Raw genomic sequence first — 21,079 nt, 5'->3', positions numbered from 1 at the left:
GCGGCCATACTAATTCATTAGAAAAATGGCCGCACCACCCCATCGCATACCTGGGAAATTGACTGAGCGCGCATCGCCCCCTCGAGAAGTTAGCCGCGGGCCTTGAATTGCAGCAGCAACTGCTCGCTGCGAGCAACCAGTTCTTGCTGCTGGCTGGTGAGCACAATCCAGTGGGCAACCGTACCCTCCTTGACCTGTAACAGTTGCTGTAATGCCGCCGTGCCGCTCTTCACCTGCTGGCTAGCGGCCAGAGCCGGGATCTCTAGCCCCAACACTCGCACATTGTCCAGAGCAGTGGGTGCCATGCCTTGCAGCCGAACATAGGCTGCCTGTTGCGCCACCACGTTCTTCTCGGCAAACAGGGCTTTCAACACCAGTTGCAGGGTCTCGCTGTAGCCTTTGTACTGCTTGAACAGGCCATCCAGGTAGGCATCATTGCCCGCCTGGGGGGCCACCAACATCTCAATGGCCAGATCGCCCTGCTGCAGTTGGCTCAGCAATTGCTCTTTTTGCTGCTTCAGTTGCTGCCACTGTTGCTGCTGTTGCACCCATTGCTGTTCAAAGGCCGCTATCTTTTTTGCCAGCTCAGCCGCCTGCTGCCCCTTAAGCACCGGAGCACTCGCCAACTCTCGCAACTTGGTCGCCGCCTGATGGATAACTGCCTCCTGCTGAGCAGCTAATAACTCACTCATCGCCATATTGGCCTGCTTTTCTACCTCGGAGGCTGAGAGGCGCGCCAGATCCTGGGAGACCACATCCGGGGCAGGAGCTTGAGTAGACGGTTTCTGGATAAACAGAACGGCAACGGCAATCAGAGCCAGTGCAGCCAGTAGTTTGAACTTGGAAAACATGAATTCACCCGATGGCAAGAAAAAAAGAAGCTCTCACTATAAGTGTGGAGCCTCGGAATGCAATAAGAATGACTGAGTCCCCACGCTATTCGTCAATTCAAGAGCAGCCCATGTTCTGGCTACTTTGCCGGATCCGGGCCAGCAGAGCCAACTGCTCGGGATTCTCTCGATCCCGCAGTCGTTGCGCCCCATAGAGGCGACGCCACAGCCCCGCGCCCAGGGTCCGAGATACCACCAGCCCCTGTTGCTCAAACTCCCGACTCACCCAGCTGGGTAGCACAGTCACCCCCCAACCCGCCGCAGCCATCTGCACCAGCATCAGGGTGTTGTCCCCCTGGCGAATACGCGCCGGCTGCAGCTTGGCGGGCTGCAAAAATTGGCGGAGCACATCCAGCCGCTCACTGGCGACCGGATAACTGAGCAGGGTCTCCGGGGCCAGCAACTCAGGAGTCACCGACTCCACCTGCACCAGGGGGTGATCCGGCGCCAGCACCAACCGCATCTCATAGTCGAAGAGCGGCGCATAGTAGAGGGCCTCGCTGGGCTGCACATCCGAGGTGAGCACCAGATCCAGCTCCCCATGCACCAGCGCCTCCTGGGGCGCGAAGCTTTGGCCGGTGACAAACTCGATCTCGCAGCCACAGGTTTCCGGCAACCCCTTCAGGGCTGGGGCCAACCAGTGGATGCAGCTATGGCACTCAATGGCCAGACGCAACGGCTGCCTGGTGCTCACCTTCCCCTTTAGCCGCCACTCCAGCTCATCGATGCGGGGCAGGCACTCGGCGGCCAGCGCCAGCAGCCACTCCCCCTCCTGGGTAAAACGCAGGGGGCGGCTCTTGCGCAGATAGAGGGAGGTGCCCACCCTCTGCTCCAGTTCGGCCAGTTGATGAGAGAGCGCCGAGGCCGAGAGGTGTAACAGCTGGCCCGCCGCGGCCAGAGATCCCCCCTGCTGCAGGGCGCGCAGGGTACGCAGGTGTTTGAGTTCGATCATGAGAGACCTTCAACATCCAGTTGCAGAGGTTGCGATAGCATCCCCCACCCTAATGGAGAATTATAGCCATGTAAACATCTGGACGTCTAAATGGAGAAATGAGATGAGCAACCTGACCCACACCCTGGGCTTCCCCCGCATCGGGGCACAACGAGAACTCAAGCGCGCCCTGGAAGGCTACTGGGCTGGCAGCCTCAGCCAGGAGGAGTTGCTGGCCACAGGCCGGGAGCTGCGTCAGCGCCACTGGCAGTGGCAACAAGAGGCAGGGGTCGATCTGCTGCCGGTGGGTGACTTTGCCTGGTACGATCAGGTGCTGGGCACCTCCCTGCTGCTGGGCAATGTCCCCGCCCGCCACCGCGCCGCCTCAGGCCAAGTGGATCTCGACACCCTGTTTCGCATAGCCCGAGGCCGCGCCCCCACGGGTGAACCCGCCGCCGCCAGCGAGATGAGCAAATGGTTCAACACCAACTACCACTATCTGGTGCCGGAGTTCAGCGCCGGGCAAACCTTCGCCCTGAGCTGGTTCCAGCTCTTTGAGGAGGTGGCTGAGGCCAAGGCCCTGGGCCACCAGGTTAAACCCGTGCTGCTGGGGCCCATCAGCTACCTCTGGCTCGGCAAGGTCAAGGGCGCCCACTTCGATCGTCTGACCCTGCTGCCGCAGCTGCTCAGCGTCTACCAGCAGGTGCTGACTCGCCTGGCCGATCTGGGATGTGACTGGGTACAGCTGGATGAACCGGCCCTAGTGCTGGATCTCCCCCCCGAGTGGCAGCAGGCCTACCACCATGCCCTCACAGCACTGCAGGGCCCCTGCAAGTTGCTGCTCACCAGTTACTTCGGCAGCGTCGAGCATCACTGGCAGCTCATCCGCCAACTGCCGGTGCAAGGGCTGCATCTGGATGGCGTCGCCGCCCCGCTACCCAGCGCCGAGCGTCTGGCCGAGTTGCCGCAGGAGTGGGTGCTCTCGCTGGGGGTCATCAATGGCCGCAACATCTGGCGCGCCGATCTGAGTGCCAAATTCGACGAGCTGGCGCCACTGGTGCGTCAGTTTGGTAAGCGCCTCTGGCTGGCCAGCTCCTGCTCCCTGCTCCACTCTCCTCTGGATCTGCAAGGGGAGAGCGGCCTGGACGAGGAGGCGCGCAGCTGGTTTGCCTTCGCCCGACAAAAATGTACCGAGCTGCAGCTGCTGCAACAGGCCCTGGCTCACCCGGATGATCTCAACCTGCAGCGGTTGCGGGCCTATAGCGCGCCCATTCGTGCCCGGGCTCACTCCAGCCGGGTGCAGGATGCCGCCGTCCAGGCGCGGCTGGCCACTGTCACGCCCGAGCTGAGCCAGCGCCAGAGTGACTATCCGAGCCGAGCCGAGCAACAACGCCGCACGCTCAAGCTGCCAGCCTGGCCGACCACCACCATAGGCTCCTTCCCGCAGACCCGCGAGATCCGCGCCCTGCGCCTGAACTTCAAGCAGGGCAAACTCTCGGCTGCCGACTATGAGGAGGCCCTGAAGCAGGAGATCACCGCCGCCGTGCGCGAGCAGGAGGTATTGGAGCTGGATGTGCTGGTCCATGGCGAGGCCGAGCGCAATGACATGGTTGAGTACTTCGGCGAACAGCTCAATGGCTTCGTCTTCACCGGTAACGGCTGGGTGCAGAGCTATGGCTCCCGCTGCGTCAAGCCGCCCATCATAGTCGGTGACATCAGCCGTCCCGCCCCCATGACGGTGGCCTGGAGCCAGTATGCCCAGTCCCTGACCACCAAGCCGATGAAGGGGATGCTCACTGGCCCCCTCACCATCCTCTGCTGGTCCTTCCCCCGGGAGGAGGTGAGCCGCAAGACGCTGGCCCTGCAACTGGCGTTGGCGTTGCGTGATGAGGTGTGCGAGCTGGAGCAGGCCGGCATCAACATCATACAGATCGATGAGCCCGCCCTGCGCGAGGGGTTGCCCCTGCGCCGCCAGGAGTGGCAGGAGTATCTGGCGTGGGCGGTGGAAGCCTTCAGACTCAGCGCCGCCGGTGTCCAGGATAGTACCCAGATCCACACCCACATGTGTTACTGCGAATTTGGTGATGTGATGGAGGCGATTGCCGCCCTGGATGCCGATGTGATCACCCTGGAAACCTCGCGCTCAGATATGGAGTTGCTCGAGACCTTCCGAAGCTTCGCCTACCCCAACGAGATAGGCCCGGGTGTCTACGACATCCACAGCCCGAACGTGCCGAGCGTGGCACAGATGGAGTCCCTGCTGCGTAAGGCCGCCGAGCAGATCCCCGCCGAGCGGTTATGGGTCAACCCGGACTGCGGGCTCAAGACCCGGGGTTGGCCGGAAACCCGCGCCGCCCTGGCCAACATGGTGACCGCCGCCAAGCGGCTGCGAGCCAACCAGGCCACCCCGGCCTGATCGCGGTAGACCGAAACGCAAGAGGCCAGCGCATCTGCGCTGGCCTTTTCGATACGGGATATGGGCAAAAAGTGGGTGCCGTTGCCGTTATGTGTTGCGGCTAGTGCGACATCGACAAGGTAGCGCACACTGACACGCCGTGAACCCCTCCCTGGGGGCTACGCCGCGCCATCCATGGCGCAGAGGGTCAGCTTAGCGCTACCCCATCGCTGTGATAAGTGATCGACTATTCGGCACAGCGAATTAGGCTCGGCTTAACGGTTAGCCCGTCACCGCAAGCATGAGTCAACGAACCCGAGTGTTGATGAAATGTTCATAAAATAAAGCAGGGAGTATTCCCGTTGAGCCAACCGTTGGTGGCAAGGATGCCACCGTCGAGCCCCAGGGATGGGTTCACGGCGTGTTGGCGAAAGGGAATAACCCTGCTTTGCTCCCAACTGAATGGAATGGCATTGCACTATGGATGTGCAACACGATTAGGCAGCCGCACTAAAAGTGGGGGACAGAGGCACAGCCTCCGTATTTTCAACTCTATCAGGGCGCGAGCTTGAGGGTGCGCTGAGTGTGGGCCTTGATGCGAGCCGAGAGCTGAGCATCGCTTATCAGGCAGTGGCCATAGGAGGGGATCATGGCATGAAGCCGCTCTTGCCAGGCCGCACTCTGCATCTGCTGGGGGAAGCAGCGCTCCAGTACCTCCAGCATGGTCTTGACGCTCACGGAGGCGCCAGGTGACGCGCCAAGCAGCGCCGCCAGAGAGCCATCTTCGGCGGCGACGATTTCGGTGCCGAACTCCAGCTTGCCCCACTTCTGGTGGCAGCGCTTGATGATCTGCACCCGCTTGCCCGCGTGGGCCAGTTGCCAATCCGCCTCCCTCGCCTCGGGCACAAAGGCCGCCAACGATTGAATACGCTGGCTATGACTCTGCAGCGCCTCTTTCACCAGATAGGTGGTCAGCTCCAGGTTGGTCGAACCGGCCCCCAACAGGCTCTTGAGGTTATGGGGTTTCACCGATTTGGCCAGATCCAGGGGGGAACCATGTTTCAGGAAGCGGGTGGTGAAGCCAGCGTAAGGGCCGAAGAGCAGGCAGGGTTTGCCCGCTATGATCCGGGTATCCAGATGGGGCACTGACATGGGCGGAGCGCCAACCGGGGCCAAGCTATAGACCTTGGCATGGTGCTGGCTTACCAGCTCGGGGTTTTGGCAGATGAGCCACTGGCCGCTGACCGGGAAGCCACCATAGCCGGCCGCCTCCTTGATACCCGATTTTTGCAGCAGATGCAGAGCACTGCCACCGGCCCCCAGAAAGACAAAGGGGCTCTCCAGGGTGAAGCGCTCGCCACTCGGCTGTTTTTGGGCTTTGAGGAGCCAGCTTTTTTTGCCATCGTGCTGGCGGTGCAGGGTCGTCACCTTGCAGCTGGTCAACAGCTCGAAGTGGGCATGTTGCTGCAGATAGCCGATGAGCGTTCGGGTCAGGGCGCCAAAGTTCAGATCGGCCCCCTGCTCGATGCGCGTGGCCGCCAGCTTCTGCTCGGGAGCGCGCCCGGCCAGCATCAGTGGCATCCACTGCTCCAGCGTCTGGCGATCTTCAGACCACTGCATCTGCGCAAAGAAGTGATGAGAGCTGAGCGCAGCATGGCGCGCCTTGAGGTAGGCTACCTCCTGCTCGCCCCAGACGGCACTCAGATGAGGCACTCGATTGATAAAGCTCTCTGGCGCTATGGCCTGGTCAGCGGTTTCCACCAGATGAGACCAGAACTGCAAGGAGAGTTCGAAGGCGGCATTGATCTCCAACGCCCGCTCAATCTGGATAGCCCCCCCCGGCTCTTGCGGTGTGTAGTTGAGTTCGCAATAGCCCGCATGCCCGGTTCCCGCATTGTGCAGCGCGGCCGAGCTTTCCATGGCGACATCCGGCAACTGCTCTAACATGCAGATATGCAACTTGGGGTCCAGGCGGTGGATCAGCATCGCCAGGGTTGCACTCATGATACCGCCGCCCACCAAAGTCACATCTGCTTGTATTGCCGCCATAACTCAAACCTAACCAGAGCCGGAAAAGGCTCAAATTATATATATTTTTTACCCGGCATGCCCTGCTTTTCTCTGCCGCCCCACTGGGTGGGCCCTACCAACCCAGGGCAAGCCGGTTACACCCTACGCTCGGCACCAGGTAAGAGGTAAGCGAGGGGGTACTCGGCTCAGGAGCCTCTCCTCAGAAGCAAGTCGCTATCGATAGGTACAAACCGGGTGGCGGCATTGATAAGGGAGAGCGCCGTCAGTTGCGGTACGCCATACACTTCCGTTTGCACACCGAACTCCTGGTAGAGCTTATTGAGCAGCAGATCGAAGTCGCCATCGCCCGAGGCCAGCACCACCACATCGGCGTTTTTGGCATAGGCCATGGCATCCAGCGTGATGCCCACATCCCAATCCCCCTTGGCTGTGCCATCTGCGCGGCGGATAAAGGGCTTCAATTTGACCTCAAAGCCTATGGCTCTGAGTATGTTCTGAAATTGCCGCTGCTTTTCATCGCCCTTATCTATGGCATAGGCGATGGCTTTGACCACCTGGCGGTTGGCCGTCACGGTTTTCCAAAAGGCGTTATAGTCGAAATTGCACTGGTAGGCTTGTTTGGTGGTGTAATAGACATTTTGCACATCAACAAGCAGGACTATCTGTTCCATACAGCCTCTGGGGCGTGGGATTAAGGGGCGATGATATACCGGATTGCCATCAAGACTCAGCCCGCGTCAGCAATCATCTGGCCACAGATGTCATTTAAGCGCTAAGTTTGGCCACACTCCCCTCTACGCTCGCCGCAGGCACAGATCGTAAGGCGGGAATGTTGCCGACCATGCGGCCAATGCAGCAGGGGCGAGCGAGCAGGGCCAAGGTGCTTGCGCCCCCGACCCGCTATGGATTATTGATTCAGATGCGCGCTGGCATACTCGATCGGGTCGAGTGAGATGCGAATAAGCCCGGTAAAGGGATCGTCCATCTCCAGCAGCAGAAAGACGGCGCAACCCACAGAGAGGGCGCAGAGCGAGTGCACCACAACCACAGTCTTGTTGGTGGGCGAGAGCAGGCCGTAACTGGTGAAGATTACGGTGAGCCAGAAGATGAGAATGTTGACAAAGGGCGAAGGCACCGAATTTTTGGCCCCGGAAAACAACAACCAGCGTACCTGTAACAACTTCTCCGCCAGCGAGGAGGCGTCGGACTGTAATCCGGCCTGAGCCTTGCTCTTGGGTTGCAGTTCACGAATTTCATCGGCCATGGCCTCGGGGGCGGTACGGATGGCGCTCTTGGAGGGATCCAGTTTGGTGGCAGACTCATCCTGCATGGCGCCAAGCCGTTGCCGGACTATCGTCTGCAGATTTTTCCGGATGGGCAGGGTCTCGTCACCATAACGGGCCAGCACCCGATCCAGGGCCAAGACTTCAATGGCAGACTGTCTGACGGTCTTGTCGACGGTATCAAACTGGCTTTTGGCCGTGGCGGTCACAAAGCTGAGGATCAGTGCCGTCATGGTGGCGATGAGGCCGATGGCCAGTTTAATAGTATCTTTTGAATCTGAATCCAAGTGTTGGTCCGGCAGACGCTTACGTAAAGCCATACCGCCCATTGAACCAATAAACGTTGATAAAACAACAACAATACCAATAATCGAGGCGTTCAATTCTACTGCTCCCTGCAATGCACTCTGTGCTCTAAACTATCCAAGCCACAACGCTGGGGAATTTAGCTATACGTCGTGGAAAAACCGAGGCATGGCGGATGCAAAACGCCCCCCACCTATGGTTCCATGGAGAGAAGAGACACGAGGCAGGGCACCGCCAAAACCTGAAGGGCCCGCATGCTAACACAGATGGCTTCTGTATAAAAACCAAGAAATGATGAATAAATATACAGAGATGATGAAAGGGGTATCACTGGGCCCCTGACCGGGAGACGAGCCCGGAGGGGCTGACCACTGGCTAGAGAAACTGCCAGCTAAACCCCGCCTGCAGTTGCCAGCACCAAGGCAGCAGACCATAGGTGGTGCGGGAGTCACCGAACATGCGCTGCCCCTCCAACCACCAACGAAAGTTCTCCGTGGTGAGCCAGGTATGCCGCAGCTGGCTGATGGCGCTCCTGTCCTGGGCCGCCATGGCGGCAATCTGGATCTGCCGCTCCTCATTTTCCCAGTTGTATTGGGCAAACAGACTCTGGTGTTCGGTATCGCGCCGCGTCTCACTCACCGGCAAGCGGGAGAGCCACTTGCCATCGCGACCTGATACCTGTTGCCAGAGCTGCAGATAGCTGAGGCTGCTGCTATCGTAGCCGTACTCCAGCATCACGCTCTGGGTCTCCCCCTGCCACATGCCGCCCAACATCAGGTTGAGTTTCTCTGCACCACGCTCCCGGCTAGCCCAGGAGCCGTGCCAGGACCAAGGATCCTCACTCTCGTAGACAAACGTGCCCCCCACCCCGGTGGGCGAATCCTGATACTTCTGCAGCAGCCCCGTCAGCAACCAGCCCTCCTGCTCGAACTGTATCACCCCACCCCACTGGGCCTGACCGCTGTAAAGAGGCGTGGAACCTTCGCTGGCCGCCACCAGATGGCCGCTCCACTGCTCATCAAACCAGTGAGTCAGCGTTACCATGGGGGTGCCCACATCCGGCAGGAAGTCATCGAATGGGCTGGTCGCCGCCTGAAAGAAACCGGCGGGATGGGTGGAGTAGGAAGGGTCGAGATCCAGGGTGAACTTGCCCAGCTGCAGCTGGGTGCTCTCCCCCAGCATGGGGTGCCAGTAGAGCTGACCCAAGGTGTAGCTACTGGCATCCTGGCCTTCGCTGCCCAGCCACTGGTGCTGCAAGTTGACATAGCCGCTGGCCCACCAACTTTCGGCTGCCCACTCCCCGGCGAGCAAGGTCTCCGCCGTATTGGCCCGTGCCGGCCAAAGTGGCGACTCGCGCAGCTCATAATCACGCACCCGACTCGACCAGGCGAGGCTCCCGCCCAGGGTCGCCTCCTCGTCAGGATCCGGGCGCCGCGGCAGTCCGGCTCGAGCAAATAACGAGATACAACAAAACCCCAGCAAACAGGGCCAAACCCCGTATTGTCGCCAGCCAGCACGCATGATTACATCCTTGTCACCAAGATACCGGGCCAGCCTAACGCCAGCGACTTCTTTTGAACACCCAAGAGACCCCAATAGCCAGAGCTCGCAGGGCAGTAAGCCTCCGCTCCGCCTAACTGCCGCTCCGCTGGGCGTATGCCCTCTCTCCTTGCCCGCGCTGCATCAACAGATGGCAGAGCAGGGCCAGCAGGATACCGATAGCCATCACAGCAGCCATGGGCACGGGGGAGTGGGTGGGCAAGCTGTTGACCACGATCCCGGCCAAGGCGCCGGCCCCAAAACGCAGGGTGCCCGCCAGAGCCGCAGCGGTGCCGGCATTGGCAGGGAAGAAGCCGAGGGCATGACTGGTGGCATTGGCGCCGATCACCCCCATCTGCCCCACATAGGCCACCACGGGCAAGACCACACCCCACAAGCCCCCCCAACCGGTGACGCTATTGAGCAGCAAGATCGCCCCCGCCGCACTGGCCAGAAACAAGCCCAGTCGCAACATGGGCAGCAGGCCCACCCGCTTCACCAAGCGGCCATTGATGAAGGTCATCACCATCAAGAGCAAGACGTTGAGACCGAAGAACAGACCATAGTGCTGGGGCGAAACGCCAAAGTATTCAATATAGACATAGGGGGAGCCGCTGATGAAGGCGAACATCCCCGCCGAGGCGAATGTCCCCGCCAGCAGGCTGCCCATGGCACGGCGATGGGTCAACACCTTGCCGTAGTTGGCTAACACGGCCCCCAACCGCAGTGGCTGTCTGAGTTCGGGTTTGAGGGTCTCGGGAATAAAGCCGGCGATGGCCAACCAGACCAAGACGCCCAGCCCCGCCAGCAGCAAGAAGATACTATTCCAACCCAGGGCCAGCATGGCCCCCCCCAGCAGCGGCGCCAGCAGGGGCGCCAGGGTCATAGTCAGGATCACTATGGTCATGGCGCGCACAAACTCGCTGTCACTGAAGAGATCCCGCAGCAGCGCATTGACCACCACAGCCCCCGCCGCACCGCCTATGGCCTGCAACAAGCGGAAAGTCAGCAGCATGGGCAGAGTATCGGCCAGGGCGCAGCCGATGGAGGCCAACGCGAACAGGCCGACGCCAAACAGGATCACCGGCTTGCGGCCAAAGCTATCGGCCATGGGGCCATAGAAGAGCTGGCCTAGGGCAAAACCCGCCAAGAAGCTGCTCACCGTCAGCTGTACCGCCGCCACATTGCTGCCCAGATCCCGGGCAATGGCGGGAATGGCCGGCAGATACATATCCACCGCCAATGGGGTTAAACCAGAGAGAGTACCTAGCATAACCAGGAGCCAGATAGAGGATGTGCGCATAGAGATCGAATTCCTGAAGAAGCTCCTGCTGAGTGTAACGGATAAATTGATCGTCATCACATAAAAAAGCCTCATTCTTGACCGACACAACCGCTTCGCAATCCAGGTGGGGCATGGGAGAATAGCCGCCATTCACGCCCCGGCGGTAACGCAGGAGTGACATCGTCTATGTGCAAGGATACACAATGAAAACCACCCTATTGAGTGTGCTGCTTCTGTTGCTGACCGGCTGCAGCCTGGTCTCCAAGGAGCAGTGTCTGCACCATAACTGGTATGGACGTGGCTATAATGATGCCAAGAAGAACCGTCCCCTCACCTACGGCCAACAGTACTTCCAAGCCTGCCGCAATCAGGGGGTCTATCTGGATCTGGCGCCCTGGCAGCGGGGCTACCAGAAGCAGATCAAGGAGCAGTGCCCGGTCAGCAAGGCACAAAGCCTGGCCCAGAGTGCGCCGCCCTACCAGGGCACCTGCCTGAGCCAGCCAGAATTCAGCCGCGCCTACCAGCAGGCCAGGCGTGACGCCGAAGCCGCCGCTCACCTGCGAGAGCTCGAGAAGCAGCTCGATAGCGTACACATAGAGAAATCGCGCCTGCTGGGCAAGCAGGATCAGGCCTCCTTGCAGCGCGCCCGCGAACTGGAGTGGCAATCCTTCCAACTGGATCAGGAACTGCTGGAACTACGCCAGCCCCTGGCGGTGGAAGCCGAACCGGTCAACAAATTTTAGGAGCTCGTCATGTCCCCTCTGCGGCGTCTCATCACCCTGGGCCTGCTCTCCGGCTTGGCCGGTTGCAGCGCCCTCTCCCAAGAGGAGTGCCAGAGCAGTGACTGGTATAGCCTGGGCTACCAGGATGGCCAGGCAGGCAAAACCCAGGGCCAGCTGCAACGCTACGCCAAGAGCTGTGGCGAATATGGCCTGCGCCCTGATGCCGCCCGCTGGCAGAGCGGCTATGCCAAGGGGTTGGAGTTCTACTGCATTCCCGAGCTGGCCTACACCAAGGGCAAGGCCGGGGATGAGTATCAGGGGGTCTGTCCCAACGATGCCAGCTTCCGCGCCAGCTATAACAAGGGACGCCGGGAGTACCTGTTCGACCAGGAGCTGGAGGAGATAAATCAGCGGCTGGGCCGGATCTATGATGAACGCGACCAGTTGTTCCGCCGCTATCGTCATAGCGATGATGACGAGATGCGCCACGAGATCCGCAGCCGACTGGACAGGCTGGAGTGGATGGAGATGGACCTGCGCCACCACAAGCTAGAAGTGCAGAGCCAGCAGTTGGAGTGAGCCCGGTCGCGGGACTCACCCCACCCGAAATTGTCATATTAGTTTCAAGGTTATTTCCTAGACTCGCAGCAAACTCCGCCTGGATGCTGCTGCCCCATGAAAATCGCCCACTTCTCCCTGCTCTCATCCCTCTTGCTGTTCTCCCTGGCCTGTGTGCTCTGCGGCAGCCTCTACCTGGCGGCCCACCAGCTAGGCACGCAGGAACAACGCCTGCAACAGTTCGAGCAGCTCAAGGAACGAGTGAGCCTGGAGAGCCAACGACTCATCGCCAACTACCTGCTGAACGGCGATGCCAGCCACCTCAGCCAGGCGCGCCAACATTTGCAACAGGCGGATCACACCCTGGCCGCATGGCCGGAAACCCTCAGCCAAGCCGCACGTCACCCCCTGCAACGGCTCACCCAGAAGATGGGCGGCGAGTATCTGGCGGCCGGTAAACTCTCGGGCAACAGCCAGCAACTGCTGCAACACGCAGAGAGCGAGATGATGAGCCAGCTTTCCAGCCTGAGCCGCTACGCCATCACAGCCAAACAGCCCGGCAGCAGCGACTACCTGACGCTGGTGGCCGGGATGATGCCCGGCGTCGCCAAGTTGGCCCAGTTGCGAGAAAATCTGATGAGCAGCCGGGATCCGCGCCTGCTCGACGCCTTGCGTTTTGAACTGACCGCCCTGCAACAGCAGATGACCCAGCTGCAGGCCCTGCCCCTACTCGGCCTGAAGAGCAGCAGCGAGGAGGAGTTCCCCGCCCTGGGCGAAGCCCAGGCGGCCGCCGATCTGGGTGAGGAGCCCAAGAGCGAATTGGCCAGCCTGCTGGCGCGCTATCCCAAGGAGCTGGAAAATACCCGGCAAGCCCTCAGCCAACAGCAACAGATGCGCGAGCAGTTGAAAACCGACTTCGCCCAAGCCGAGCGCGGCATACTGGCACTGGGCCACACCTTTGTGGCTGAGCAGAAGCAGCAACTGCGCCAGGTGGGGCTGACCCTGGTGACACTGGCGGCTATTCTGGTGCTGTTTGCCCTGCTCTCCTTCCTGTTCCAGCAGCGGCTGGTGGTCTCACGCCTGGCCCTGCTGCGTAACGCCTTCCGCCACCTGGAGCTGACGGGCCGCCCCGAGCCGCTGCCCGTCTCCCATCAGCACAGTGAACTGGGAGAGATAGCCACCAGCTTTAACCATCTGATGCAGCAGCTGAGCAGCCAGCAGAACGAGAAGGAGCAGCAGTTGACCCATATCTCCCAGAGCCTGGACGAGATGGTCACCCAGGTGCGCAGCATACAGAGCCAGGCTCAGCAGACCGATGGCGTGATCGCCGAAGGGCAAAATATGAGCCAGCAACTGACCCTGCTGGCGGAGGAGGTGCAACAAGTCTCGCGGGATATCGCCCTGCATGCCCGTCACAACGAGGAAGCCATGCTGCACAGCCAATCCCTGGTGCAGGAGCTGCAGGCCGCCACCCGCCGCACCGGTCAGGCTGTGGAAGCCAGCCAAGGCTCACTGCAGCAGTTGGATGGATCCATGAACAGTGCCACCGCCATAGTCGATGTCATCAGCCATATAGCCGAGCAGACCAATCTGCTGGCCTTGAATGCGGCCATCGAGGCGGCGCGGGCCGGTGAGGCGGGACGCGGTTTTGCCGTGGTGGCTGACGAGGTGCGCCACCTCTCGGGTAGCACCCAGAGCTCGCTGACCCAGATACTGGCCATCTTCGACCAGCTCAAAGCGGCCACCCGTGCGCTGAGCCAGACCATACACGCCATCGCCGAGGCCTCACGGCTGCAGCAGCAACATGCCGATAGTCTGTGGGAGACGGCGCAAGGGGTTCGAGTCAAGGCCCAGAGCACGGCAGTGATCGCCGATCAGGGGGCAGGCAATGCCAACAGCCAGGTGGAGAAGCTGCTGAGCTTTACCGATGTGATGGGGGTGATGCGCCAGCAATCCCTAACCGTGGCCGAGCAGTCCGAACAGGTGGCGCAGCATATCCAGACCCAGGCCGGTCGTATCACCGCCACCCTGGAGCGGGCGGCGTGATAAGCGATACGCTGCGACAGCGGCCTCTCAGGCCGGGTTCAATGCCGCCAGAATATAGAGATCGAAGCGGTTGCTCTTGGTCTCGATGCAACTGCTGGGTTGATGCTCGTTGAGCCAGCCGGCGTAGTCGGGGCGTTTGACCACCACCCGCTTGCTGGCCACCGCCAGGGCGGCAGGCAGCAGGGCATCGGCATCCAGATCCGGCCCCACCAGCGACTGGAAGACCCGCATCTCCTTCTTCACCAGGGCTGACTTCTTCTTATGAGGGAACATAGGGTCCAGATAGACCACATCCGGGCGAAACTCCAGCTGCTGCAGTTGGCTGAGAGCCGAGCCATGACGCAGGCTCATGCGCTGGCGCATCCAGTCACCAATCTCCGGGTCTTGATAGGCGCGAGCCAGACCATCGGCCAACAGTGCCGCCACAATCGGGCTGCGCTCCAGCATCACCACCTGGCAACCCAGGGAGGCGAGCACAAAGGCATCCCGCCCCAGCCCAGCCGTAGCGTCCACCACCAAGGGATTAAGCCCGGACTTGAGCCCCACCGCTTTGGCAATCGACTGACCCCGGCCACCGCCGAACTTGCGCCTGTGGGCTACGGCCCCCTCGACGAAGTCCACATACACGGCACCCAGAGTGGGCTCATCCAGCTTGCGCAGCTCCAGATGCTCAGGGGTCCAGACCAAGGCAAACGGGGCTGCACAGGTAACGCCCGCCAAGTGTGTCGCCAGGTTTTCCGCCTCGATCTGACGGCTTGGGCACTCGGCCACCACTGTGATCGGATACATTCCCTCTCCTACTCGCCCTCATGGGAGGCGCCATCTTACCAGAGATGACGCCGTCCCTCACGCCAGCATAGTGATGAAGCCGAGCGCACCTGAAAGCGGCTGGCCCTCATCTTATTAGCCGAGATGACGCCATCCCTCACCAACATCATCATGAGGCTGAACTGACCTGAAAGCGGCTGGCCCTCATCTTATTAGCCGAGATGACGCCATCCCTCACCAACATCATCATGAGGCTGAACTGACCTGAAAGCGGCTGGCCCTTATTTTATTAGCCGAGATGACGCCATCCCTCACCAGCATCATCATGAGGCTGAGCTGACCTGAAAGCGCCCCGCCATCAAGGTGAGATCGCCTATGGTGTGGCGCGTTTGGGTGACACTCAAGGAGAGATGTTCCAACGCCGACTGCATGGCACCGGCGACGCCGGCTACCTCCGCCGCCTCATCGGCATGGGTGCGCCCCTGCTCCGTCAGCTCATGTATGGTAGTGAACAGCCGCTCGACTATCTGGGAGTGACCACTGTTCTCCCCTGCTGCCTGCTCGGCGATGCGCAGCCCCTCCTCCATATTACCCATCCCCTGCTCCATCACACTCACCGCATCGCTGGCCTGCTGCTGCACCTTGGCGATCATCGCCTCGATCTCGGTAGTGGAGGCGCGGGTGCGCTCGGCCAGTGTGCGGACTTCATCTGCCACCACGGCAAAACCGCGCCCCGCCTCGCCAGCCCGCGCCGCCTCGATGGCGGCATTGAGCGCCAGCAGGTTGGTCTGGGCAGCAATGGCCTGGATCACCCCGACTATGTTACCTATCTCCCGCGTGCTGTTACCCAGCTCACCTAGGGTGTTGGCGGTAGCTCCCACTGTTTCGCGGATGCTCAGGGTACGCTCCGAGACCAAGGTAAACTGCTGGCGCGCGGCGGCGGCCTGCTCGCCCATGGCCTGCTGCATCTGGGCGGCGGTCAGGGAGGCCGAATCCAGTTGCGTCATCTGCTGTTCCAGCGATGCCAGGGTGCGGGCCATGGCCGACATCACCTGGCTCACCGCCACGGCGGTACTGCCGTTGTGCTGCTGCATCTGCTGGTTATCCTGCTCCAACGCCTGGCTGGTGAACCGCACCCGGCCTAATGTGGCGTCCAGATTATCCACCAGGCTGTTGACCCACTGGGTCATGATCCCGGTCTCGTCACTGACCAGAGTTGATCGATCCAGCCGTAACTTGAGGTTGGCCTCCCCTTCGGCGATACGACGCAACATGCCGATCACCTGGCGCAACCGCCCGGCCAGGGGGCGGGCAAACAGGCGGTTGAAGCTCCAGCCGCCCAGCAACAGTCCCAGCAGTTGCACGCCCATGGCCTGAGGCAGCGCCAGGTTCAGACTCCAGGCCAGGGCAAACGCGCCCCCCCAGGCCGGCAGCAGGGTGGCGTACGCCCCCATCAGCAGACGATAACTGACCGAGCGGTAGCGGTAGACCTCCTCCAGATCCGCCTCACACATCATGCCCCACAGATCCGGAGAGCCAGGCAGGCGGAAGGTGATCCCCTTCCCTATCACCGGGATATGGCGGTAGTCGGAGTAACCAGGAAAGGTGACATAGAGGTTGTGGCCGCGCCGTATGGTCTCGCGCACCCCGGGGTGCAGCTGGCCTGTGGCCGGATCATTAAACTTGAGCTCCAGTTCGGTATGTTCACGGATGCGCACCACCCCATAGGCGGTGTGGACTCCATCCTTCAGATTGTCGCCCAAGGAGAAGGTGCGATCCTCGAAACGGGAGCGGGAGAGCGCGGTGCCGGGCGCGATCTGGGGATCCAGCACAGACTCCACCATGAAGAGGTAGTTATCCCCGGACTCGTGAAAGATGTGGCCCGCTTCGCGCTGGATCAGATCGCCGATGACATCGTTGGGCACCCGGGCACCCAGGATACAGAGCAGTTGTCCCCCCCGCAGCACGGGCTGGTAGAACATCAGGGTCACAGCGTCATGGAAGGGGGAGCTGGTGGCCCCCAACTCCAGGGTCAGCGGGTCACGGTAAGGGCCATGCAGCAGAGGGCCGCGACGGATCCGCTCCAGCACAGCGGGGGGGATCGGCTCCCGGCGACTGCGGCTAGTGGCCGAGCTGGCCAAGAGGCGCCCCTCGCCATCGACGACAAACAGCTCGCTGGCATCGCGCAGCTTAGGGCCATGTTGCTGCAACCACTCTGCCGTAGGCGCCGCGGGCAGGATCTCCGCCAAGGAGGCCAGCAAGCGCCACTGCTGTTCGGCCCACTCCACCAACAATAGCTTGCGGGTGGCAGCGAAGCTGTCGAAGGCCTGCTCCATGGCCTCGACCCTATCCCGATTGCGGCGATAGGCCCAGCCCATCTGGAGCTTGCCCTGCTTGCCGAACCAGGGCAGCCACCCTTTTTCCGCAGACGACAACGCCATCTGCTCGCTCTGTAGATGCATAATTATTCCTTGTCCTTCGCTATCTATTTATTTTTCTGGCGGGGAGCAAAGCAAGGGCCGTGCCCAGAATTGAAGCAGGCCTGTCATAGCTGACAGGCCTGCGCAGAACCCAAAGATCGATAACTGGGCGCCAAATTGGTGCCACGCACCCAAATAGATCAATTGCTTACATGGGTGGCAGACTCTGGCCAACGGCATTGCCCTGTTGCGGGGAGAGTAGCGCCAGGTAGGCGAGCAAAGCCGACAAAGCGAGGGGGCGACTGAAGAGATAACCCTGGGTATAGGCGCAGCCATGGCGGCAGACGAACTCCTGCTGGGCCTCGCGCTCTATCCCTTCGGTGACCAGCTGCATGCCTAAATTATGCACTATGCTGAATAGCCCCTGCAGCAGCAGGGTATCCTGATGATGCTCAGGTATCTGGTTGACGAAGGAGCGATCTATCTTCACCAGATCCAGCGGATAGAGGCGCAGATAGTTGAGGGCCGAGAAGCCGGTGCCAAAGTCATCGATGGCGATCTGACAACCCGCCTGGCGCAGAGCACGAAGGCGGGCCCCCTGCTCCTCCGGCTGGGTCATGAAGAGAGATTCGGTGATCTCGAAGATAATATGCTGGGGCTCCAGGCCATGGGCCCGAATCGTCTGCAGCCACTCCCGACCATCCAGGCTCAGGGTATTGAACTCCAGGGTGGAGCGATTGACCGACATCTGCAACCAGCCATAGCCCAACTGATGCAGTTGGCGCAGATCCCGGCAAGCCTGGGCCAGCAGCAGCTCACCCAGGGTCTGGATCAGGCCACTCTCTTCGGCCAGGGGGATAAAATCCAGCGGGGAGATAACCCCCAGCTCAGGGTGCTCCCAGCGCGCCAAGGCCTCCAGCTTGGCCACCCGTCCCACCCGGTTATCCCAGATGGGTTGGTAAGCCAGGGTAATCTCGCCCTCGGTGATAGCCAGTTGCAAACCGCGCGACAGGGTCTCACGTCGGGCCAGGTGGGCCATCATGTTGGCCGAGAAGCAGAGGTAGGCCCGCTTCTGTCGCCGCGCCTCGAACAGGGCCTGATCCGTGTGCCGCAGCAGATCCGCCGAACTCTGGCCATCCAGGAGCCAAAGGGCACCACCCAGGGTGGCGCTCAACCTAAGCTTGCGCGGACCCACCGCAAACGGCCGCCGCACCAGCTCCAGCACAGAGGCCACCCAACTGGCGAGCTCCGCCTCCTGGGTCACGCCCGGCAACAGCAGGGCAAAGCCATCGCCCCCGACCCGTCCTACCGGGAGTTGGCTGCCAGCCAGTTGCCGCAACCGCTCGGCCAGGCGCTGCAGCAGCAGATCGCCAGTCTGGTGATCCAGTTGAGTATTGATCTGGCGAAAATCATCGAGATCCAGGGAGAGCAACGCGAAAGGAATCCCCTGCTGACAGAGCGCTTCCACTTCCCCATAAAAACCGGGGCGATCCAGCAGACCCGTCAATGGGTCCAGCAGGCGCGCCTCCAGAACCGGCGCTTCACTCTCGCCAGGAGCCCTCTCCTGCAGGTTGAGCAAGGCCACCAGCGGGCCGTTGGGTTGCACCTGGCGACAAATCGTCACCAACTCCCGTAGCAGGCGACCACTCTTGTGACGGCTCCAGAGCTGACCCTGCCACAACCCTTGCTCCTGCACCGTCTGGCGAATCGTCGCTAATAGGGTCGCCCCGTGCAGGCCACTGCGCAACACAGGTGCCAGATGCCCCACCAGCTCGGCCGCCAGGTAACCAGAGAAGCGCTCGAAGGCGGTATTGACCCGCTGTATGACTCCCTCATCATCGAACAGCACCACACCGGAGCTCAGCGACAACAGGGCATCAGGATCTCGGGGTAGTCGTGCTGAGTTGGGGTTCGGCAGGGTTGGCGTCAACATGAGCCGCGCCCTCTTCTCCCTGCCAAGCGATTGTCCCCAGCCATAACCCTACTCCTCTGCGATTAACATCAATGGGTTGCGACAGAAGCAAGGAGCGTGCCTAGCTGGAGAAGCCGGCTAATCGTGCAGGTTGACTACTTTGCCCCGGCTCCTTATCAGCTGGGCCAGATACTCCTGCAGTTGCAACAGTGGCAGCGGGCGACAGAAGTAGAAGCCCTGAATGTGCTGGCACCCTCTGTCCAGCAGGAAGTCCAACTGCTCAACACACTCCACCCCTTCGATCACCAACTCGATCTCCAGGTTATGCACCAGCTTGATGACCCCATCCAGCAGTTGCGCGCTCTGCTCACACTGGGGAATAGGCTGGATGAAACTGCGATCGATCTTGATGATGTCGATGGGAAAGGTGCGCAGGTAGCTCAGAGCCGAGTAGCCGGTACCAAAATCATCGATGGCAATCTGACAACCCGCCTCGCGCAGGGCATGCAGCCGTTGGCGATTCAGGCTCTGATTTTCCAGCAACAGGGATTCGGTGATCTCGAAGATGATGTCCGAAGGGGGCACCCCCGCTCGCGCCAGGGAGGCTAACCACTCCTTACCCGTGGGGCCCAGGCTCTGGAACTCCAGGGTAGAGCGGTTGAGCGCCAACTTGATGCCACGGTATCCTGCCGCCTGCAGGGCCAGCAGATCACCACAGGCGCGCTCCAGCACCCACTCACCCAACTGCTGGATGAGGCCACACTCTTCCGCCAGGGGAATGAAGTCGGCGGGTGAGATGGGACCCCGCAGCGGGTGATGCCAACGCACCAGCGCCTCCAGCTTACTCACCTGCTGGCGCTTGGAATCAAATACCGGCTGATAGACAACCTGCAGCTGACGCCGTTGGATCGCCTCGGCCAGATCCCGCTGCAACGTCAGTCGATTCTGCCAGGCCGAGCGCATGGCCTGACTGAAGAAGCAGAGTGTCTGATGGCTCTGCTGGGCCGCGCCCAACGCCTGTTCGGCATTGCTCAGCAGCTCATCGGCATTGGTCGCATCCTGAGGCCAAAGCGAAACCCCGAAAGAGGCCGACATGTAGTGCTGCTGCGTCGCCAGCATAAAGGGGGTCGCCAGGCATGCCTGCAACTGCGCCAACCTGGGCTCGGCCTCCTGCTGGCTATGAATACCGGGCAGAATGAAGGCAAACTCATCCCCGCCGATGCGAGCAATCCACTCCCCTGGCTCCGCTATGGCCTGGAAGCGACGGGGCAGCTCACGCAATATCTCGTCCCCGGCGTCATGGTCCAGGCTGTTGTTGACGCTACGCAGGTTGTTAAGATCCAGCACCAGCAAGGCAAAGGGTTCCCGCTCCCCACAACGCTGCACCAGAGTGCGGGTGAAGAAATCCCGGTTGGGCAATTGCGTCAGCTGATCATAGCTGGCCAGACTGACCAGTTGCACCTCGGCGGCCACCTGGTTACGCCGCACCGCCTCCAGCTCCATCTCCCGTCCCAGCAGGGGTGCCAGCAATCGCAACAGCGTGTACGCCGGGTGATCCGCTCTGGGCTGTGCCTCGGACCAGTAAAGTTGTAACACCCCCAAGGGGGTTCCCTCCTGACTATAGAGGGGGCAACCCAAGGCATCATGCCAAGGCATGAGGGGCATCAGCAGATCCAGAGGCGTTTCATCGCTGTAATACCACGCTTGCCCGCCGTGCAGTATGGACTCCTGGATCGAGTCGATAACCCGCATGGAGGGGAGATAATGCAGGCCATTCGACTCCCAGCAGACTATGTCATGCAGGCGTTCGCGATGAACATTGAATCGAGCCAGCACTAGGCGGACGCAGGGGATGATCGCGGCTAGCTCCTGCAACAAGACCCGGTAGAAGGCCTCACCACGCAGCCGCGCTATGGTGCTTGAGATATGGCAAACCTGCTGTAGATACCGTTCCATGGCATGCCGTCCCAAAGAAGGAGTAAAAACACAGGCT

The 21,079-nt window shown here is 61.0% G+C and carries 15 protein-coding genes; 4 read left to right on the top strand and 11 right to left on the bottom strand.

The window, feature by feature from the left end:
- Positions 1-89: 89 nt before the first annotated feature.
- Positions 90-851, bottom strand: coding sequence for a hypothetical protein (locus tag ACZYTD_RS03900; protein WP_463889444.1), 762 nt, complete (start codon positions 849-851; stop codon positions 90-92).
- 97 nt (positions 852-948) lie between these two features.
- Positions 949-1,842 (bottom strand): LysR substrate-binding domain-containing protein, encoded by an 894-nt coding sequence (locus ACZYTD_RS03895; protein WP_463889441.1) that lies wholly within the window; start codon positions 1,840-1,842, stop codon positions 949-951.
- Between the two features lie 103 nt (positions 1,843-1,945).
- Between ACZYTD_RS03895 and metE the strand changes: the two genes are divergently transcribed.
- On the top strand, positions 1,946-4,237 hold the full coding sequence (gene metE / locus ACZYTD_RS03890) for a 5-methyltetrahydropteroyltriglutamate--homocysteine S-methyltransferase (RefSeq protein WP_463889438.1): 2,292 nt from the start codon (positions 1,946-1,948) through the stop codon (positions 4,235-4,237).
- Between the two features lie 534 nt (positions 4,238-4,771).
- On the opposite strand, the gene mqo is transcribed toward metE, so the two are convergent.
- The 5 genes from mqo to ACZYTD_RS03865 form a co-directional block, all read right to left on the bottom strand.
- On the bottom strand, positions 4,772-6,265 hold the full coding sequence (gene mqo / locus ACZYTD_RS03885) for a malate dehydrogenase (quinone) (RefSeq protein WP_463889435.1): 1,494 nt from the start codon (positions 6,263-6,265) through the stop codon (positions 4,772-4,774).
- A 167-nt stretch (positions 6,266-6,432) separates the two neighbouring features.
- Positions 6,433-6,918, bottom strand: coding sequence for an NYN domain-containing protein (locus ACZYTD_RS03880; protein ID WP_463889432.1), 486 nt, complete (start codon positions 6,916-6,918; stop codon positions 6,433-6,435).
- 236 nt (positions 6,919-7,154) lie between these two features.
- Positions 7,155-7,859 carry a bestrophin-like domain gene (locus ACZYTD_RS03875; protein WP_463889688.1) on the bottom strand — a complete coding sequence of 235 codons (705 nt, stop codon included), beginning with the start codon at positions 7,857-7,859 and terminating at the stop codon, positions 7,155-7,157.
- A gap of 352 nt (positions 7,860-8,211) precedes the next feature.
- Positions 8,212-9,357 carry a hypothetical protein gene (locus ACZYTD_RS03870; protein ID WP_463889429.1) on the bottom strand — a complete coding sequence of 382 codons (1,146 nt, stop codon included), beginning with the start codon at positions 9,355-9,357 and terminating at the stop codon, positions 8,212-8,214.
- Between the two features lie 112 nt (positions 9,358-9,469).
- Positions 9,470-10,678: a Bcr/CflA family multidrug efflux MFS transporter gene (locus ACZYTD_RS03865; RefSeq protein WP_463889426.1), complete on the bottom strand. Its 1,209-nt coding sequence runs from the start codon at positions 10,676-10,678 to the stop codon at positions 9,470-9,472.
- Between the two features lie 185 nt (positions 10,679-10,863).
- Between ACZYTD_RS03865 and ACZYTD_RS03860 the strand changes: the two genes are divergently transcribed.
- The 3 genes from ACZYTD_RS03860 (at position 10,864) to ACZYTD_RS03850 (ending at position 13,986) form a co-directional block, all read left to right on the top strand.
- Positions 10,864-11,403: a DUF2799 domain-containing protein gene (locus ACZYTD_RS03860; protein ID WP_463889423.1), complete on the top strand. Its 540-nt coding sequence runs from the start codon at positions 10,864-10,866 to the stop codon at positions 11,401-11,403.
- A 9-nt stretch (positions 11,404-11,412) separates the two neighbouring features.
- Entirely contained in the window at positions 11,413-11,961 is a 549-nt protein-coding gene (locus tag ACZYTD_RS03855; protein ID WP_463889421.1) for a DUF2799 domain-containing protein, read from the top strand.
- Positions 11,962-12,057: 96 nt separating this feature from the next.
- Positions 12,058-13,986: a methyl-accepting chemotaxis protein gene (locus ACZYTD_RS03850; protein WP_463889418.1), complete on the top strand. Its 1,929-nt coding sequence runs from the start codon at positions 12,058-12,060 to the stop codon at positions 13,984-13,986.
- A 27-nt stretch (positions 13,987-14,013) separates the two neighbouring features.
- Here the strand turns inward: ACZYTD_RS03850 and ACZYTD_RS03845 are convergent, their stop codons facing one another.
- From ACZYTD_RS03845 to ACZYTD_RS03830, 4 genes are all read right to left on the bottom strand, one after another.
- The gene (locus tag ACZYTD_RS03845) at positions 14,014-14,775 is read right to left on the bottom strand and encodes a class I SAM-dependent methyltransferase (protein ID WP_463889416.1); all 762 of its coding nucleotides are present in this window, start codon (positions 14,773-14,775) and stop codon (positions 14,014-14,016) included.
- A 302-nt stretch (positions 14,776-15,077) separates the two neighbouring features.
- Positions 15,078-17,216, bottom strand: a complete 2,139-nt coding sequence (locus ACZYTD_RS03840) for a methyl-accepting chemotaxis protein (protein ID WP_463889413.1) — start codon at positions 17,214-17,216, stop codon at positions 15,078-15,080.
- Positions 17,217-17,382: 166 nt separating this feature from the next.
- The gene (locus ACZYTD_RS03835; protein ID WP_463889410.1) at positions 17,383-19,107 is read right to left on the bottom strand and encodes a putative bifunctional diguanylate cyclase/phosphodiesterase; all 1,725 of its coding nucleotides are present in this window, start codon (positions 19,105-19,107) and stop codon (positions 17,383-17,385) included.
- Positions 19,108-19,224: 117 nt separating this feature from the next.
- Positions 19,225-21,042, bottom strand: coding sequence for a putative bifunctional diguanylate cyclase/phosphodiesterase (locus ACZYTD_RS03830; protein ID WP_463889407.1), 1,818 nt, complete (start codon positions 21,040-21,042; stop codon positions 19,225-19,227).
- Between the last annotated feature and the right edge of the window lie 37 nt (positions 21,043-21,079).

Source organism: Pseudaeromonas sp. HNCC25DJ180 (assembly GCF_055413345.1).
This window is presented reverse-complemented; position numbering and strand designations above follow the sequence as displayed.

Excerpts from the sequence above, each read along its gene's own strand:
- ACZYTD_RS03900 (WP_463889444.1), bottom strand. The coding sequence starts at position 851 with ATGTTTTCCAAGTTCAAACTACTGGCTGCACTGGCTCTGATTGCCGTT.
- ACZYTD_RS03840 (WP_463889413.1), bottom strand. The coding sequence starts at position 17,216 with ATGCATCTACAGAGCGAGCAGATGGCGTTGTCGTCTGCGGAAAAAGGG.
- ACZYTD_RS03875 (WP_463889688.1), bottom strand. The coding sequence starts at position 7,859 with ATGGGCGGTATGGCTTTACGTAAGCGTCTGCCGGACCAACACTTGGAT.
- metE (WP_463889438.1), top strand. The coding sequence starts at position 1,946 with ATGAGCAACCTGACCCACACCCTGGGCTTCCCCCGCATCGGGGCACAA.
- mqo (WP_463889435.1), bottom strand. The coding sequence starts at position 6,265 with ATGGCGGCAATACAAGCAGATGTGACTTTGGTGGGCGGCGGTATCATG.
- ACZYTD_RS03865 (WP_463889426.1), bottom strand. The coding sequence starts at position 10,678 with ATGCGCACATCCTCTATCTGGCTCCTGGTTATGCTAGGTACTCTCTCT.
- ACZYTD_RS03830 (WP_463889407.1), bottom strand. The coding sequence starts at position 21,042 with ATGGAACGGTATCTACAGCAGGTTTGCCATATCTCAAGCACCATAGCG.
- ACZYTD_RS03855 (WP_463889421.1), top strand. The coding sequence starts at position 11,413 with ATGTCCCCTCTGCGGCGTCTCATCACCCTGGGCCTGCTCTCCGGCTTG.
- ACZYTD_RS03870 (WP_463889429.1), bottom strand. The coding sequence starts at position 9,357 with ATGCGTGCTGGCTGGCGACAATACGGGGTTTGGCCCTGTTTGCTGGGG.
- ACZYTD_RS03895 (WP_463889441.1), bottom strand. The coding sequence starts at position 1,842 with ATGATCGAACTCAAACACCTGCGTACCCTGCGCGCCCTGCAGCAGGGG.
- ACZYTD_RS03850 (WP_463889418.1), top strand. The coding sequence starts at position 12,058 with ATGAAAATCGCCCACTTCTCCCTGCTCTCATCCCTCTTGCTGTTCTCC.
- ACZYTD_RS03835 (WP_463889410.1), bottom strand. The coding sequence starts at position 19,107 with ATGTTGACGCCAACCCTGCCGAACCCCAACTCAGCACGACTACCCCGA.
- ACZYTD_RS03845 (WP_463889416.1), bottom strand. The coding sequence starts at position 14,775 with ATGTATCCGATCACAGTGGTGGCCGAGTGCCCAAGCCGTCAGATCGAG.
- ACZYTD_RS03880 (WP_463889432.1), bottom strand. The coding sequence starts at position 6,918 with ATGGAACAGATAGTCCTGCTTGTTGATGTGCAAAATGTCTATTACACC.
- ACZYTD_RS03860 (WP_463889423.1), top strand. The coding sequence starts at position 10,864 with ATGAAAACCACCCTATTGAGTGTGCTGCTTCTGTTGCTGACCGGCTGC.